Raw genomic sequence first — 14,714 nt, forward strand, 5'->3', positions numbered from 1 at the left:
TAAACTTATCTGAAGATTCTCATCCTGATAAATGAAGGGAATGTGTCCAATTTGATGCTCTATCGTTTACCCATATTGATTCTGACTACAGGAATTGTCTATATATTTATTTCACCATCAGAGCCGTTAGCATTCAGTATTTTCTTTAAGGTAATTCCAATGGTGCTTATTCTGATCTATGCTTTTGAGCAATCACTGCCAAAACGAAAGGCTGTACATTATTGGATTATTGGCGGTATTATATTTTGCCTGATTGGGGATGCAACGTTGCATTGGTTTTTAATCGGCTTAACTGCTTTTTTTGTTGGTCATGTATTCTATACAATCGGCTTTTTAAAAGAATGGCGCTTTTCTTTACCAAGATTTCTTTCTTCTATACCACTTATTCTTTTTGCCTGCTGGATTGGTTATCAGCTTATAAGCAGACTGCAGACTGATGGGGAGACAACCCTTATCATCCCTGTCATCGCTTATATTGGAATCATTACCCTGATGACATTTACGGCTGTAATGACGGGGAACCGCTGGGCTGTTCTAGGAAGTATTTTATTTATCATTTCCGACGGTATGCTTGCCTGGAATATGTTCATATCCAGTTTTGCAGCCGCAAATGAAGTTATTATGCTTACTTACTATAGTGCACAATTTCTTATTGCCCATAGCCTGTTTACCATTGACTCCAAACACAAAGGAGTTGCCTGGTAACAGCTCATGAGAAAAATATGTCTATAAATACGTAAAAAGCCCTTTTGCGAAAACATAATTTCGTAAAAGGACTTTTTAGATTACAGCATAGTATTCCTAAAGCCTCACTTTATATAAATGGCGTTATTTCCGGATGCTTCTGCAGGATATCCACATAATGAATAAGATCATCTGATAATTTATTTAAACGATCAATAACATTTTGATTCGTGATTATATAGTTTGTATAATCCTTTTCTTCAACAAATACATATTTGGGAATTACCCATGCATGCATATAGTGAAGAATCGGTTTTAAATGCTGTTCCGGCACTAAATAGTGCTTCGTTGTGCCCGCAGTTGCTACAATTGCAACCATTTTATTCCGAAAAGCATCGACAGGAAGCAGATCAAAAATATTCTTTAATGTTCCTGGAATAGATGCTTGAAAAACAGGCATTCCGATCAGGATTCCATCAGCCTGCATAATTTTTTCCAATAAGACTTTTGTGTCACCTGTATAATCTTTGTAAGGGCGTCCGTCACTGAATACCACATTGTAGTCCTTTAAATCTAACAGTTCTATATCTACTCCAGTATGTTCTTTTTCCATATACTTTAATACATGGTCCACTGCAACTCTTGTTTTTGAGCCGACCGTTGAACCAGAAATACCAACTATTTTCACGGAGCATCCTCCTATATTATCAATTTATTTCTTTTTGTCCAGGAATGTTTATCTGATTCTTAATCAGTCTATGCAAACATATGGATGCACATTTACTTTGTTCGCCTATAAATAGACTTCTTTATAACGCGAACCTTCTATATTGCTCATATGATTACAAAGGAACATATAAACAGACAGGAATGAAAACGCTTTTTAAAAGCAGTTATTTACCTGTATTATACCTAGTTGACAAATAGAAATACAGTTAGATGCTTATTAGTCTGGAATCCATTGGTACTCTTTTAAATTCACACGCCCGGCAGAACTTACATGAATATCTTCCGCCTCCAAACGGGTGCGCTGCTCCCAATTTGCCTCTTCATTTGGAATTGCCAGCTGGCCTTTTGCATTGATTACACGGTGCCAGGGCAGGTTATGCTTTCTGCTCATTGAATGGAGGATCCGGACAACCTGTCTCGCAGCTCTAGGATTACCGGCCTCTCTGCCTATTTGTCCATAAGTCATAACCTTTCCTGGTGGTATTTGCTGTATTATTTTGATAACCTCATGTGTAAAAGGAGTCATCCTTTATCATTCCTATTCCAATTTTTATCGCAGTACACCGAAAAGAAACTGCTAAATGAAGTTTTACTTTACCTCACATATTTTCGCGGTACACGTTTTCCAATTAAACAAACTGTTTCATAATGAATGGTTTGCATTTGTTTTGCTACAATGTCCAAAGAAACATATCCTTCACTGGGGGCGCCAAAAATGGTAACAATATCATTCTCATGAACATCATCTATGTTCGAAACATCCACCATCGTCTGGTCCATACAGATGCGTCCGACAATCAGACATTCCTTCCCACGAATGGTAACATGCCCCTGGTTGGATAAGAGACGTGATAATCCATCTGCATAGCCGATTGGTAAGGTAGCAATTTTTACTTCTTCCTTTGTTATATAGGTTCTGCCATAGCTGATAGATTGTCCAGCCGGAACAGGCTTAATAAGTACAGGCTTTGTTTTCAAGCTCATCACCTGCTTCAGCGGCAGAATTCCCTTTAAATGAGGCTCCGGATAAAGACCATACAGGCTTACTCCTACACGAACCATATCCAGGTGCATTTCCGTATATGCAATCGTCCCGGCGCTGTTACAGCAATGCTTGATAGGAATTTTGTACCCATTCGCTTCTACTGCCTGATAAATCTGCTGGAATCTTTCAAATTGCTGATACGTATACTCACTTGACTTGCCATTATCCGCCTCCGCAAAATGAGTAAAGATTCCCTCTACTTCTATTTCTTCCTGGTCTAAGGCTTGACATAACTCCAATGCTTCTTCCACTGACCGGATACCAATACGCGTCATTCCTGTATCCACTTTGATGTGAACCTTTGCCTTTTTCTCTAAAGTTTTTGCTGCCTGGCGAATTGCTTCTATTGTTTCCTGCGAATAGACTGTCAGTGTTATATCCTGCTCTATTGCTTTATGGACTGCATAACCCGGTGTATAGCCTAGTATTAATACAGGTGCAATAATCCCTGCTTCTCTTAAGGCCAGTGCTTCATCTAAAAAAGCAACTCCAAGCCAGTCCGCTCCATTAGCTAATGCTTCTTCAGCAATTTCTACAGCTCCGTGACCATATCCATCTGCCTTCACAACAGCCATAAAGCGTGCTTCTTTATGAATATGCTGTTTGAATTGTTTTACATTAAAGGCTAAAGCCTGCAGAGATACTTCCGCCCAAGTATCTCGGAAACTTGTTGTTTTCATGTTTTGCCACCTCGTATTTGTCGTCATTAATTCTATATTTATTCTCTATTTTCAGTTCACAATGTATCAATCTGATTTTATCACTTTCATTCTTTAAAGAGAAATGATGCTGCTTAAAAGGAATATTAAACCTCATAAATGTTTAGTCGCATATGTACCCATTAAAGAAGTGAGCCGTTTCTTATGAAACAGCTCACTTCTTTAATGTTTCTTTAGATGACTTTGTATCTTCCCGATGAACAACATTCCACTTGCCGCCAAACAATTGTATACTTTTTTCTATCTTCTTTATCACTTCATCTGCTCTCTCATAAATGATTCCACGTAAATCATGGACCTGACGCATCAATTTCTCAAGCCATGCCTCCTGTGTATCGATTCTTTCATGGAGCAGCGTGAGTTCTTCTTCTCTTTGTCCCGTCTGATTATAAATTTCTTCTAACTTATTTCCCTGCTCCTCCACTTTTTTTGATATTATTGCATTTACATCCTCTATTTTTTCAAGCTTAACATGAATAGATGCCTGGTTATTCTTAATATCATCTGTCTCTGCCTCAGCCTTCTTTTGAATAGCAAGAACCTGTGCAAGCTGTCCGCTTTCACTCCTTGAATTTTCATCAAGCAAATCTAATCGATCTAATACCTTCTCCTGCACCTGCTGATGATTCTTTCTATTTTTGTCCATCTCCTTTAATCTTTTCGCAATGCGTTCCAGCTGCTGATTTTTTGCAAAAACATCCCGCTGAAGCTGCTGTAATACTTCTGTAGATTCCCTTTGCATTTCCAGCTGTTTTTGTTCTCTCTCACTTGCATGAGCATAAATAAATGTTTCCTGATTAGACGAAGCACCCTTTATATCATCTGCATAAATGCGCTTTTGCCGGTTCAGATATACCATTTTCATCACCTCTAAAATCAGCTTATGCACAAAGAAAAAAATAGGACGAATTTTGGTTATTCGCCTAGTATCATATGATGGACCTGTGATAGAGAAGAATTGAGAAAAATAACTCCTCTTCATTATTAGAATCATCTTCTAACCGCATAATTTTTTTATATTTCATTTTCACTTCTATCAGCATTTTTCTATAAATAAGTTAAAAACCCCAAGTGACATCTCATTCACTCAGAGTTTCCTTCATAGGTTATATTATTGAAAGTGGATAAAACCATATAAGCTCCGAGGAAGATGAGCTAAGGCTTTGGGCGCAGAAGAATCAGCCCGAAGGAAGTTTCTTGTAAAAACTTCGAGCTGCTCATTATATTCCCTTAATTCCGATGGGTGGTACTATGTGTTCGAGCTTTAAACGCATCGATAAACTGTTCCGGTGAAGATTTTATAATGTAGGCATAAACTCCTTTAAGAGTGTGTAAATAAAGCATTCCTTTTTCTTTTTTTCCAGTGAGCCGGTATGAAATATCCATAACATCTTCAATTGAGAATTCCCGGTATCGTGTGACAATCTTATCTTCATAAAGATACATATAACGTTGTTCTTCCGTATCCTTTTGTTCTAATACGCTTACTTGACGGACAACTTTTACATACGGTTGTTTGGCAATAAATTGCATTGTCTCCTCCGTTAATTCATCATTCTATCAGCTTTCCGCAACACGAAGATGATTCTTTCTCCATTGCAGCCATTGGCTTTCTCTCGTTTTCCGCGGTAAAAACTGGCGGATATCCTCTTCATGATAGCCAACTTGCAATCTTTTCGCGTCTACCATAATCGGACTGCGTAAAAGACGGGGATATTCTTGAATAATCTCTAATAACTCCTGCAACGGCAATGCTTCAATATCAAGATCTAAATCTTTATAAATTTTAGAGCGTGTAGAAATAATTTCATCTGTTCCTTCTACTGTCATACGAAGAATATTTTGTAATTCATTGACTGTCAAAGGTTCTCTGATTACATTACGTTCTGTATATTCAATTCCGTTTTTCGTAAACCATTGTTTTGCTTTTCTTGTTGATGAGCATGCTGCACCATAAATTGTTACTGTCATTAATCATACCCCATTTTTATATAGTTTCTTTTCCTAAATCATTAGAAAACTTGACCTTTGCTAAACATTTGGGTAAATACCAAATTATGACCGGGTCATCGCACCCGTCGCACAAATGGAAAAGTTTATACTTGCTTCTTTACCTTTGATAAACCTTTGCTTAACAGGTCCATTTCAATACGAAAATTCTCTATAGCTTTTTCATGAGAAAGATTTCTGGATAGCTGATCCACAATATTTCGAAATGTGACAGATGTTAAAATCTGCATAACATGGAAGAACTCTTGTTTATTATCAATATTTAATTTTTTAAAATCCACCAGATCCTTTACTTGATTCACTGCATCTACCTCTGGCTGTTTCCCTAAGAATAACTCGGTAAATGAATCTTCAATTTCATGCGTGACATTAAGCACGGCATTTTTTAAGAATTGTAAATGCTCCTCTTCAGAAAGCTCGATAAGCATTGTGCGAAAAACCTGATCCATAGAAGCCATCAGATCTCCGTCCTTTTCCTGTAACAGCTTTAAAAAGTATGCCCGGCGCTTATCTGTATGGATCTTTAATAAATAATAAAATGCATCTTCTTTACCGTTAAAATATTGATAAAAACTTCCTCTTGAAACACCTGCAAGCTTTACAATATTCGCAATGGAGGCTTGTGGTAACGGAGCTCTTGCAAATTCTTTTTCTGCTGCTTGCAATAATTTAGCCCTTTTTGAGTCGTTCAAATTAAAAAATGTAGATGTAGGCATATTCTTGCTCCTCCATAAGCTCATGTGACACAATGTCATGTTCTATAATTCTATATTAAGTGACACGATGTCATAAGTCAATTTTTTTCATGACATCGTGTCACTTTTTTTTATAAAATGTGACTATTGTATGGCAGGCAGGAGCCAGGTTTTCTATTAATAAGTGTTTACTATTTCTCTTTCCTGTAAACCTTTTATAAAAAATTTATTCTTACATTCGTTTAACCTCCGACCTAATAATCATATTCCCCGATTCTGCTATTTCATAACCTTAAATATTGAACAAAATATGAGAATTTCAAAAATTAATTTGATTATTTATTTTTCGGTATCGTTATCTGCTTTTTCCTTCAAAATAATACCTTAAAAAAATTGATTTCAAATGATTTATTTTCGTGTATAATTATTTCGAATCTGATAAGAATGGTAGCACTCCTTTATGTTCACACGTGAATATATGCAAAGGATTTTTTATTAGATATCTTTATGTAAAAAGGAGTCTGAAATGGCAAAAAAACCAATTATTCAATTCAATCATGTAATGAAACAATTTGACGATGATGCACCTGTTTTGGATCACGTCAGTTTTGAAATAGAAAAAGGAAAGTTTTATACCCTGCTCGGTCCTTCCGGATGTGGGAAAACAACAATTCTCCGCTTAATTGCCGGATTTACAGAAGCGACCTCAGGCGATATTCTTTTTGAAGGAAAAAAGATTAATCATGTACCAGCCAACAAGCGTCCTATTAATACCGTTTTTCAAGATTACGCCCTGTTCCCCCATCTTAATGTATATGAAAATGTTGCTTTTGGGTTACGGATTAAAAAGGTTAAAAAAGCAGATATGGATGCCAAGGTCAAAGAAGCGCTCAGCTTTGTAAATTTAAAAGGCTATGAAAACCGGGAGATTACGGATATGTCCGGCGGTCAAAAGCAGCGTGTAGCAATTGCCCGCGCCATTGTCAATGAGCCGGCCATTATCCTGCTGGATGAACCGCTCTCGGCACTGGACTTGAAGCTTCGTTATCAAATGCAATATGAATTGCGGGAGCTGCAGAGACGTCTTGGGATTACCTTTATTTTCGTGACACATGACCAGGAGGAAGCTCTTGCTATGTCGGATGAAATCTTTGTATTAAACAAAGGAAAAATTCAGCAAAGCGGCACACCTAACGATATTTATGATGAGCCGATTAACCGGTTTGTTGCAGACTTTATCGGCGAGTCAAATATTATCCGGGCAACAATGATTCAGGATTTTCTGGTCGAATTTGCCGGTAAACAATTTGAATGTGTAGACCAGGGGATGGACCCGAATGAAGCTGTTGAAATTGTCATTCGGCCGGAGGATATGGAAATTACTTCTGTAGAACAGGGAAGCATTCGCGTTACGGTTCAAGCTCAATTATTCCGCGGGGTGCACTATGAAATTACTTGTATGGATGATACCGGCAATGAATGGCTTGTTCAATCGACCAAAAAAGCAACTATCGGCGAGGAAATCGGGCTCCGCTTCACACCTGAGGACATTCATGTTATGCGGTTAAATGAATCAGAGGAAGACTTCGACCGCCGCCTCGATGCCTATAGTGAGGATGAGAACGATGCAAAATAAAACCTTCCGAAATTTGTTTATGCTCCCTTATGCACTGTGGATTATTATATTCGTTATTGCGCCGATTCTTTTGGTTGTTTACTTTTCTTTTTTTGATATTAATGGAAATTTCTCTTTAACAAATTATAAAAACTTTTTTACTGCAACTTATTTGCAAATGACCTTAAACTCGTTTTGGTACGCTTTTTTGATAACCGTTATTTCGCTGCTCATAGCATATCCGACAGCTTATATTCTGACGCGTACCAAGCATAAGCAGCTATGGCTTCTGCTCATTATTGTTCCTTCCTGGATCAATTTATTATTAAAAGCCTATGCCTTCATTGGAATTTTTGGCACGCATGGAGCTGCCAATCGATTTTTAGAGTGGGCCGGAATCGGATCCAGACAGCTCTTATTTACCGATTTCAGCTTTGTATTTGTTGCTGTATATATTTTTATTCCGTTTATGATTCTGCCTATCTTTAATGCCCTGGATAAATTAAATCCCAGCCTGCTTTATGCAGCAAGTGATTTGGGAGCATCTAAATGGACAACATTCCGAAGAGTTATCTTCCCATTGACTCTGGATGGTGTCAAATCAGGCTGCCAGGTTGTTTTTATTCCGGCATTGTCACTATTTATGCTGACACGTCTGATTGCGGGAAATCGGGTCATCACACTGGGTACCGCAATTGAACAGCAGTTTCTCGTGACACAGAACTGGGGAATGGGTGCAACCATCGCCGTCTTTTTAATCATCATCATGGTCGGCTTTATGGCGCTGACTTCGATTAGAAGGAGAGGTGTGTAATATGGAGAAAAAATCTTCTTCGTTCGCAAATCTATTTTTGCTGCTTATCTTTTTTATTTTATACGCACCTATCTTTTACCTGATTTTCTATTCCTTTAACAGCGGCGGTACTATGAGCCATTTTGAAGGATTTACCCTTGATTGGTACCGGGAATTATTGCATGATACCCGGCTGTTAATTATCGTCTTGAATACAGTAGTCATTGCTTTATTATCTGCACTTATTGCTACAATAACAGGTGTACTCGGCGCTATCGGGATACGCTCCTATAAACGGAGACAGACTAGAAATACATTGCTTTCATTAAATAATGTCCTTATTGTCAGTCCTGACGTTATTATGGGAGCAAGCTTTTTGATTCTCTTTACCATGGCGGGGATTCAGCTCGGATTTTATTCTGTTCTTTTATCTCATATTGCATTCAGTATACCGATTGTTGTACTGATGGTTTTGCCGAAGCTGATGGAGATGTCGCCCTCTTTAGAGGATGCAGCGCGCGATTTAGGAGCAAGCCATTGGAATGTTTTGACGAAAGTAACACTGCCCTATATAGCACCAGGAATCTTTGCCGGCTTCTTTATGGCTTTAACGTACTCCCTAGATGATTTTGCAGTGACCTTCTTTGTAACTGGAAATGGATTTTCAACACTGTCTGTAGAAATCTATTCCCTGGCTAGAAGAGGTGTTTCCTTAAACATTAATGCATTATCAACACTGATGTTTGTGATTACTGTGATTTTTGTTGTTGTTTATTATTACCTGGCAAGCCGCTCAGGTACAAAGGGGGCGAGCCTTAGACGATGAAAGCTTTAAACCGTTCGTTTCTGATTATTCTCGTTGTGTCTGTTGTTTTACTCATAGTTATTAACCGTCTGAATGCTGCACAGGGTTTTTCCGGCGACAACACACTTACCGTATATAACTGGGGAGACTATATTGACCCGGATGTCATTCAGCAATTTGAAGAAGAAACAGGAATCACTGTTATTTATGAGACCTTCGATTCCAATGAAGCAATGATGACCAAAATTGAACAGGGCGGCACAACATATGATATCGCAGTTCCTTCTGAATATACTATTGAAAAAATGAAAGAAGAAGACTTGCTCTTTGAGCTGGATCATGATAAAATTCCAAACCTGCAATATATTGATGATCGCTTCTTAAATCTGCCTTTTGATGAGAATAATCGCTATTCAATCCCTTATTTTTGGGGAACAGTAGGCATTATATTCAACCCCGAGCTGCTTCCGGAGGGAATGGAAATAACAGGCTGGCATGATTTATGGGATCCGCGTCTGGAGAACCAGATTCTGCTTGTTGATGGAGCCCGGGAAATTATAGGTATGGGCTTAAACACACTCGGTTATTCTCTGAACGACACAAATCCAGAGCATCTATATGAAACATTGGATCAATTGGAAAAGCTGACTCCTAATATCCGTGCCATCGTCGGGGATGAAAACAAAATGCTGATGGTGAATAATGAAGCCGCAGTGGCAGTCGGCTGGTCCGGGGATGCTGCAGATATTATGTGGGAAAATGAAGCAATGGACTATGTGGTTCCTGAGGAAGGCTCTAATCTTTGGTTTGACAATTTTGTTATTCCCAAAACTGCCAAAAATATCGAAGGTGCACATGAATTTATTAACTTTATGCTGGACCCTGAGATTTCTGCACAGAACACAGAATATGTCAGCTACTCTACGCCGAATAAAGAAGCTTTGAAATATATGCCTGAAGAAATGGTGAACGATGAACGCTTTTACCCGGATGCTGCATTGACGGATAAGCTTGAGGTTTATGAAAATCTCGGGAAGGAAAATCTGGCGTTTTATAATGAGCTGTTTTTACAGTTTAAGATGTATCGGAAGTAATTGATAAATTATTTTGGTGTTTTGATATATCTATTTAACGCTTGATAAAATTGTTCTCATATTCCAACCAAGGCAATGATAACATTTCTGCCATCTTCACCCTGGCCGATTGTATAAGCGATCTCATAATTTTTACGTTAATAATATATGTCGTAACCAAAAATATTAGCTAAATCTCTTTTTTTCAACAACTCCAAAGGGATTTAGCTGAATTTCTTTAAAAGCTTCTTTTAATTTTTTAATAAATTTAACGGCTTGAAAGGGAATAATCAACTCATTCTTTTTTATTGCCTATTTTAAGTTCACTCCCCTATTTTTACTTCTTTGCGTTGCCTCAATTTTTCTATCAATATTTTTAACCCGTTGTTATCTATATCCTTTATATGTACCCAGGCAACTTTATTATTCTCTATGTTCTCCAATATAACTTCCGTGTTTACTTTCACGATATACCTGAAATCGTAATGCTGATGAGTCCCTTCCCCTTTTTTTGGATTGGCAGGAATCGTATGAATATCAATATCTAAAGGGATAAGAGAAACTGCTGCATCCACTTCCCCATCCATTCCTGTTTCTTCTTTCAGCTCTCTGACAGCTGATTCAACCGGTCTTTCATCTGGGTCTACATGACCGCCTGGCTGCAGCCATTTTTTCAAGTTTTGATGAAGCATCATTAACATATAATCAGGATTGGATTCTTTTATTATAATTGCACTTGCAGTGATGTGTCCCGGGAGTGATTTTCTCGAAAAAATATCTGTTTTATTTTCGTTAAGCTGATGAATAAGTGGTGCTAACCTTTCCTGCTCTTCAGGATAAAGAGATAAATAATTTTCTACCTGTTTGTTAATTTCATTTGCAATTACGCTTACCCTCATAAAATCCTCTTGCCATATAAAAAATTATATTGATATCATTTTAACATTCTGAATTCACAAAATAAACATATCGTTCCTGCAGAGATTCAGAAATGCTGATGAATAAAGTAAAAAACACCGTATAAAAGGTCTCCCTCTATACGATGTTTTCTAAATGGAATCAAACCATAATCTTACTCATATCATTCGTAAATGCCACCGGATCTTCAATCGGCAGCCCTTCAATTAACAGCGCCTGGTTATAAAGTAGATTTGTATATAATTCTAATTTATCCTGATCATTTCCCTGTGCTGCTTCGAGTGCTTTAAAAATACTATGATCTACATTAATTTCAAGTACTTTGTCTGCTTTAATCTGCTGGTCATCCGGCATAGCGTTTATAATTTTCTCCATCTCCAAGGAAATCTCTCCATCTGCAGAAAGGACAACCGGATGTGATTTCAGACGTTTGGAGGCTCGTACATCCTTCACTTTATCTCCGAGAACCTCTTTCATTGCTTTGAACAGCTCATTATGGCTTTCCGTTTCTTCCTTCTCTTCCTCTTTATTATCCTCTTCAATACCCAGGTCTCCGCTGGAAACAGAACGGAATTCTTTCTCCTGATATTTCATCAGCATTTTAATTGCGAATTCATCAATCTCATCTGTGAAATAAAGGATTTCATAGCCTTTATCGGCAACAATTTCAGTCTGTGGGAGTTTTTCAATACGCTCATTGGAGTCCCCTGAAGCATAATAAATATATTTTTGGTCCTCCGGCATGCGTGATACATATTCCTCTAAGGTTACCAGCTTCTTTTCCTTCGAAGAGTAGAACAGAAGCAGATCCTGCAGTTCTTCCTTATGCTGGCCAAAATCACTGTACACACCAAATTTAATTTGCTGGCCAAATGCTTTAAAGAATGTTTCATATTTCTCTCTGTCATCGCGCAGCAGGCTGAGCAGCTGTTGTTTTATTTTCTTATGAATATTTTTCGCAATGATTTTCAGCTGACGGTCATGCTGAAGCATTTCCCTGGAAATATTTAAGGACAAGTCTTCTGAATCAACCATCCCTTTCACAAAGCTGAAGTAATCAGGCAGTAAATCTGCACATTTTTCCATAATCAACACACCATTAGAATACAGCTCCAGACCTTTTTCATATTCTCTGGAGTAGTAATTAAAAGGTGCCTGTTCTGGTATAAACAAAATAGCATTATAACGGACGGTACCATCCACATTAATATGGATATGACGTAATGGCTGATCAAATCCGTAATGTTTTTCCTGATAGAAGTTCTGATAGTCCTCATCTGTCAGTTCGCTCTTATTTTTCTTCCAGATTGGAACCATTGTATTGAGCGTCTGTTCTTCAATGACATCTTCATACTCATCTTCTGTACCTTCTTTTAACTTACTTTCAGTAACATCCATTTTAATTGGATAACGGATAAAGTCAGAGTATTTCTTTACGATTTGTTTTAACTTGAATTCATCTAAAAATTCATCATAATTTTCTTCGTCTTCATTTTCTTTTATTTCAAGAATAATCTCTGTTCCAACTTCTTCACGTTCAATTGGTGTAATTGTGTAGCCGTCTGATCCCTGTGAAACCCATTTATACCCTTCTTCACTATCAATTGATTTCGTAAGTACAGTTACTTTATCTGCCACCATAAATGCAGCGTAAAAGCCAACACCAAATTGGCCGATAATATCATGACCATCTTTAATTTCATTTTCAGATTTAAAGGTGTGTGAGCCGCTTTTAGCAATCACCCCAAGGTTATTTTCCAGCTCTTCCTTTGTCATTCCAATCCCCGTATCAATGACTGTCAGTGTACGCTTATCTTTATTTGGAATCAGTTTAATGTAGTAGCTGCTCTGATCAAAAGTTAAAGAATCGTCTGTTAATGCTTTATAATAAATTTTATCAATCGCATCACTTGCATTTGAAATTAATTCACGCAGAAAAACCTCCCGCTGTGAATAGATTGAATTAATTACCATATCTAATAACTTCTGTGATTCTGCTTTAAATTTCCGCTTTGCCATGACATTCCCTCTCCTTTTTCTTTTTTTAGCACTCTTGCACGCAGAGTGCTAAACCTCTATTACATGTAATACCATATTCTATTTTACCTGTCAATATTAGTCGCATATAGCTCCAACAACATGTATAATAGAAAACATATAGAAGAGGAGGGGTCTCGATGCTTCATGAATGGTTAAAAGATTCCAATCATACCGTTATTTTCACTGGTGCAGGAATGTCTACAGAAAGTGGACTGCCTGATTTTCGTTCAACAAACCGAGGAATTTGGAGAAAAAAAGACCCGAGTAAAATCGCAAGCGTAGATGCTTTAAATCATCACGTAGAAGATTTTACCGAATTTTATCGGGAACGTGTTCTTGGTGTAAAGGAATTCGGTCCGCATAAAGGCCATCAAATTCTAGCCGATTGGGAGAAGAATGGACTTATTCAGGCCATCATTACTCAGAATGTAGACGGCTTCCATCAGGATGCAGGCAGCAAACATGTTCATGAGCTTCATGGAACGCTGCAGAAGCTTCATTGCCAAAGCTGCGGAAAAGTTTATGACAGCTCTGCTTATGTAGATGAAGATTACTACTGTTCCTGTGGTGGAATACTCAGACCTTCTATTGTGTTATTTGGAGAAATGCTCCCAGAGGATGCCTTCTCTGCTGCTTTTGAACTTGCAAAGCAGGCTGATTTATTTATTGTACTGGGATCCTCCCTATCCGTAACGCCTGCCAATCAATTTCCGGAAATCGCAAAACAAAATGGTGCAAAGCTCGTCATTGTGAATCAGGAGAAAACACCATTAGATAATTATGCAGATTTAGTTGTATTTGACCGGAAGATTGGAGCTTATTTAGAGGAAACGAATAAATTATTATAAAAAAACAAAAGGCAAGGAAGCGCTCGTCGCCTCCTTGCCTTTCTTAATATAAAAACATAATTTTGTTCTTATGCCATCCATTTTGGCGGTGTATTTTTATCCCAATAGATATCCCCGATGTGATAATGCTTTTGGAACCTGTCTTTATTTAAATGATAATGAAAATTAAAATAATGTCCTTCTAATGGCCGGTTTTCACGACGGACATGAAACTTTACCAATGTTTCATTTGTGTTGTTATTAGAAACATTAAAGATTCGTTCTCCATAGCCTTCTGACGGCTTTTCCGTAATAGCGATATCTTTATATTCCTCAGAATGTTCAACAAGATCTGCAAGTAATGTTTCCATTTGCGGCAAAATAACTGCGGCAAATTCGTTCTCTACTTTATCAGTGATTCTTGGTCCAAACTTTTCCAGACTCAATTCTTTTGCCTCTTTATGCAGATGTTCCAGATAAACTTCCTTTGGATTCCCTACAATATATGATTGGGTGGTTTCCTCAATAACAGATGTTGTTTCTATATCAGATGAAGAAGATAAATTACTGTCGCTCCGTTTATCTGCATCAATTTCTAAAAGGTTAGTCGGTGTATATATCCCCAACGTTAAGATAGTTATAAATACGACTGCTATTCTTCTCCACCAGAGCTTCATCTGCTTCACCCATCTTCCGTATCCGTTTTCTTTATTTTACCATGAATCTATTCATTGTCTATCCAACCATTCTACTTTTTTCAA

General features: G+C 37.7%; 16 protein-coding genes. 6 read left to right on the forward strand and 10 right to left on the reverse strand.

All coding sequences use genetic code 11. From position 1 onward, the window contains the following. Positions 1–54: 54 nt before the first annotated feature. Positions 55–705, forward strand: a complete 651-nt coding sequence (locus MHH51_RS21080) for a lysoplasmalogenase (protein WP_339286335.1) — start codon at positions 55–57, stop codon at positions 703–705. Positions 706–814: 109 nt separating this feature from the next. Here MHH51_RS21080 and MHH51_RS21085 read toward each other — a convergent pair whose 3' ends face one another. The 7 genes from MHH51_RS21085 to MHH51_RS21115 all read right to left on the reverse strand — a co-directional run bounded on the left by MHH51_RS21085 (position 815) and on the right by MHH51_RS21115 (position 5,903). Next, entirely contained in the window at positions 815–1,372 is a 558-nt protein-coding gene (locus MHH51_RS21085) for an NADPH-dependent FMN reductase (protein WP_147211762.1), read from the reverse strand. A gap of 258 nt (positions 1,373–1,630) precedes the next feature. Next, positions 1,631–1,939, reverse strand: a complete 309-nt coding sequence (locus MHH51_RS21090; RefSeq protein ID WP_339283445.1) for an MGMT family protein — start codon at positions 1,937–1,939, stop codon at positions 1,631–1,633. Between the two features lie 68 nt (positions 1,940–2,007). Beyond that, positions 2,008–3,138 (reverse strand): alanine racemase, encoded by a 1,131-nt coding sequence (gene alr / locus MHH51_RS21095; protein ID WP_339283446.1) that lies wholly within the window; start codon positions 3,136–3,138, stop codon positions 2,008–2,010. Between the two features lie 193 nt (positions 3,139–3,331). After that, positions 3,332–4,036, reverse strand: coding sequence for a hypothetical protein (locus tag MHH51_RS21100; protein ID WP_156985222.1), 705 nt, complete (start codon positions 4,034–4,036; stop codon positions 3,332–3,334). Positions 4,037–4,407: 371 nt separating this feature from the next. Continuing rightward, the gene (locus MHH51_RS21105; protein ID WP_156985223.1) at positions 4,408–4,710 is read right to left on the reverse strand and encodes a hypothetical protein; all 303 of its coding nucleotides are present in this window, start codon (positions 4,708–4,710) and stop codon (positions 4,408–4,410) included. Between the two features lie 27 nt (positions 4,711–4,737). Then, a complete protein-coding gene (locus tag MHH51_RS21110) occupies positions 4,738–5,148 on the reverse strand; it encodes a Spx/MgsR family RNA polymerase-binding regulatory protein (protein WP_147211757.1) in 411 nt (136 codons plus the stop codon). Between the two features lie 125 nt (positions 5,149–5,273). Then, positions 5,274–5,903: a TetR/AcrR family transcriptional regulator gene (locus MHH51_RS21115; protein WP_147211756.1), complete on the reverse strand. Its 630-nt coding sequence runs from the start codon at positions 5,901–5,903 to the stop codon at positions 5,274–5,276. A 505-nt stretch (positions 5,904–6,408) separates the two neighbouring features. Here MHH51_RS21115 and MHH51_RS21120 point away from each other — a divergent pair. Genes MHH51_RS21120 through MHH51_RS21135 form a run of 4 tightly spaced genes read left to right on the forward strand, consistent with a single transcriptional unit; the run spans position 6,409 to position 10,189 of the window. Next, the gene (locus tag MHH51_RS21120; RefSeq protein ID WP_147211755.1) at positions 6,409–7,518 is read left to right on the forward strand and encodes an ABC transporter ATP-binding protein; all 1,110 of its coding nucleotides are present in this window, start codon (positions 6,409–6,411) and stop codon (positions 7,516–7,518) included. After that, entirely contained in the window at positions 7,508–8,311 is an 804-nt protein-coding gene (locus tag MHH51_RS21125; protein WP_147211754.1) for an ABC transporter permease, read from the forward strand. Before MHH51_RS21120 ends, MHH51_RS21125 begins: the two co-directional genes overlap by 11 nt. A 1-nt stretch (position 8,312) precedes the next feature. Beyond that, a complete protein-coding gene (locus MHH51_RS21130) occupies positions 8,313–9,116 on the forward strand; it encodes an ABC transporter permease (RefSeq protein WP_339283447.1) in 804 nt (267 codons plus the stop codon). Then, positions 9,113–10,189 (forward strand): ABC transporter substrate-binding protein, encoded by a 1,077-nt coding sequence (locus tag MHH51_RS21135; protein WP_339283449.1) that lies wholly within the window; start codon positions 9,113–9,115, stop codon positions 10,187–10,189. The genes MHH51_RS21130 and MHH51_RS21135 overlap by 4 nt, the downstream gene beginning before the upstream one ends. A gap of 302 nt (positions 10,190–10,491) precedes the next feature. Here the strand turns inward: MHH51_RS21135 and MHH51_RS21140 are convergent, their stop codons facing one another. After that, positions 10,492–11,067, reverse strand: a complete 576-nt coding sequence (locus MHH51_RS21140) for an NUDIX domain-containing protein (RefSeq protein WP_339283450.1) — start codon at positions 11,065–11,067, stop codon at positions 10,492–10,494. A 160-nt stretch (positions 11,068–11,227) separates the two neighbouring features. After that, positions 11,228–13,105 (reverse strand): molecular chaperone HtpG, encoded by a 1,878-nt coding sequence (htpG, locus tag MHH51_RS21145; RefSeq protein ID WP_339283452.1) that lies wholly within the window; start codon positions 13,103–13,105, stop codon positions 11,228–11,230. 158 nt (positions 13,106–13,263) lie between these two features. Here htpG and MHH51_RS21150 point away from each other — a divergent pair, with 158 nt between their 5' ends. Further along, positions 13,264–13,974 (forward strand): NAD-dependent protein deacylase, encoded by a 711-nt coding sequence (locus MHH51_RS21150; protein ID WP_147211749.1) that lies wholly within the window; start codon positions 13,264–13,266, stop codon positions 13,972–13,974. A gap of 68 nt (positions 13,975–14,042) precedes the next feature. On the opposite strand, the gene MHH51_RS21155 is transcribed toward MHH51_RS21150, so the two are convergent. After that, positions 14,043–14,630: a YpjP family protein gene (locus MHH51_RS21155; RefSeq protein WP_147211748.1), complete on the reverse strand. Its 588-nt coding sequence runs from the start codon at positions 14,628–14,630 to the stop codon at positions 14,043–14,045. Positions 14,631–14,714 lie beyond the last annotated feature (84 nt).

It is taken from the genome of Oceanobacillus sp. FSL K6-3682 (assembly GCF_037976165.1).
In the GTDB taxonomy this organism is placed as follows: Bacteria; Bacillota; Bacilli; order Bacillales; family Amphibacillaceae; genus Oceanobacillus; species Oceanobacillus sojae.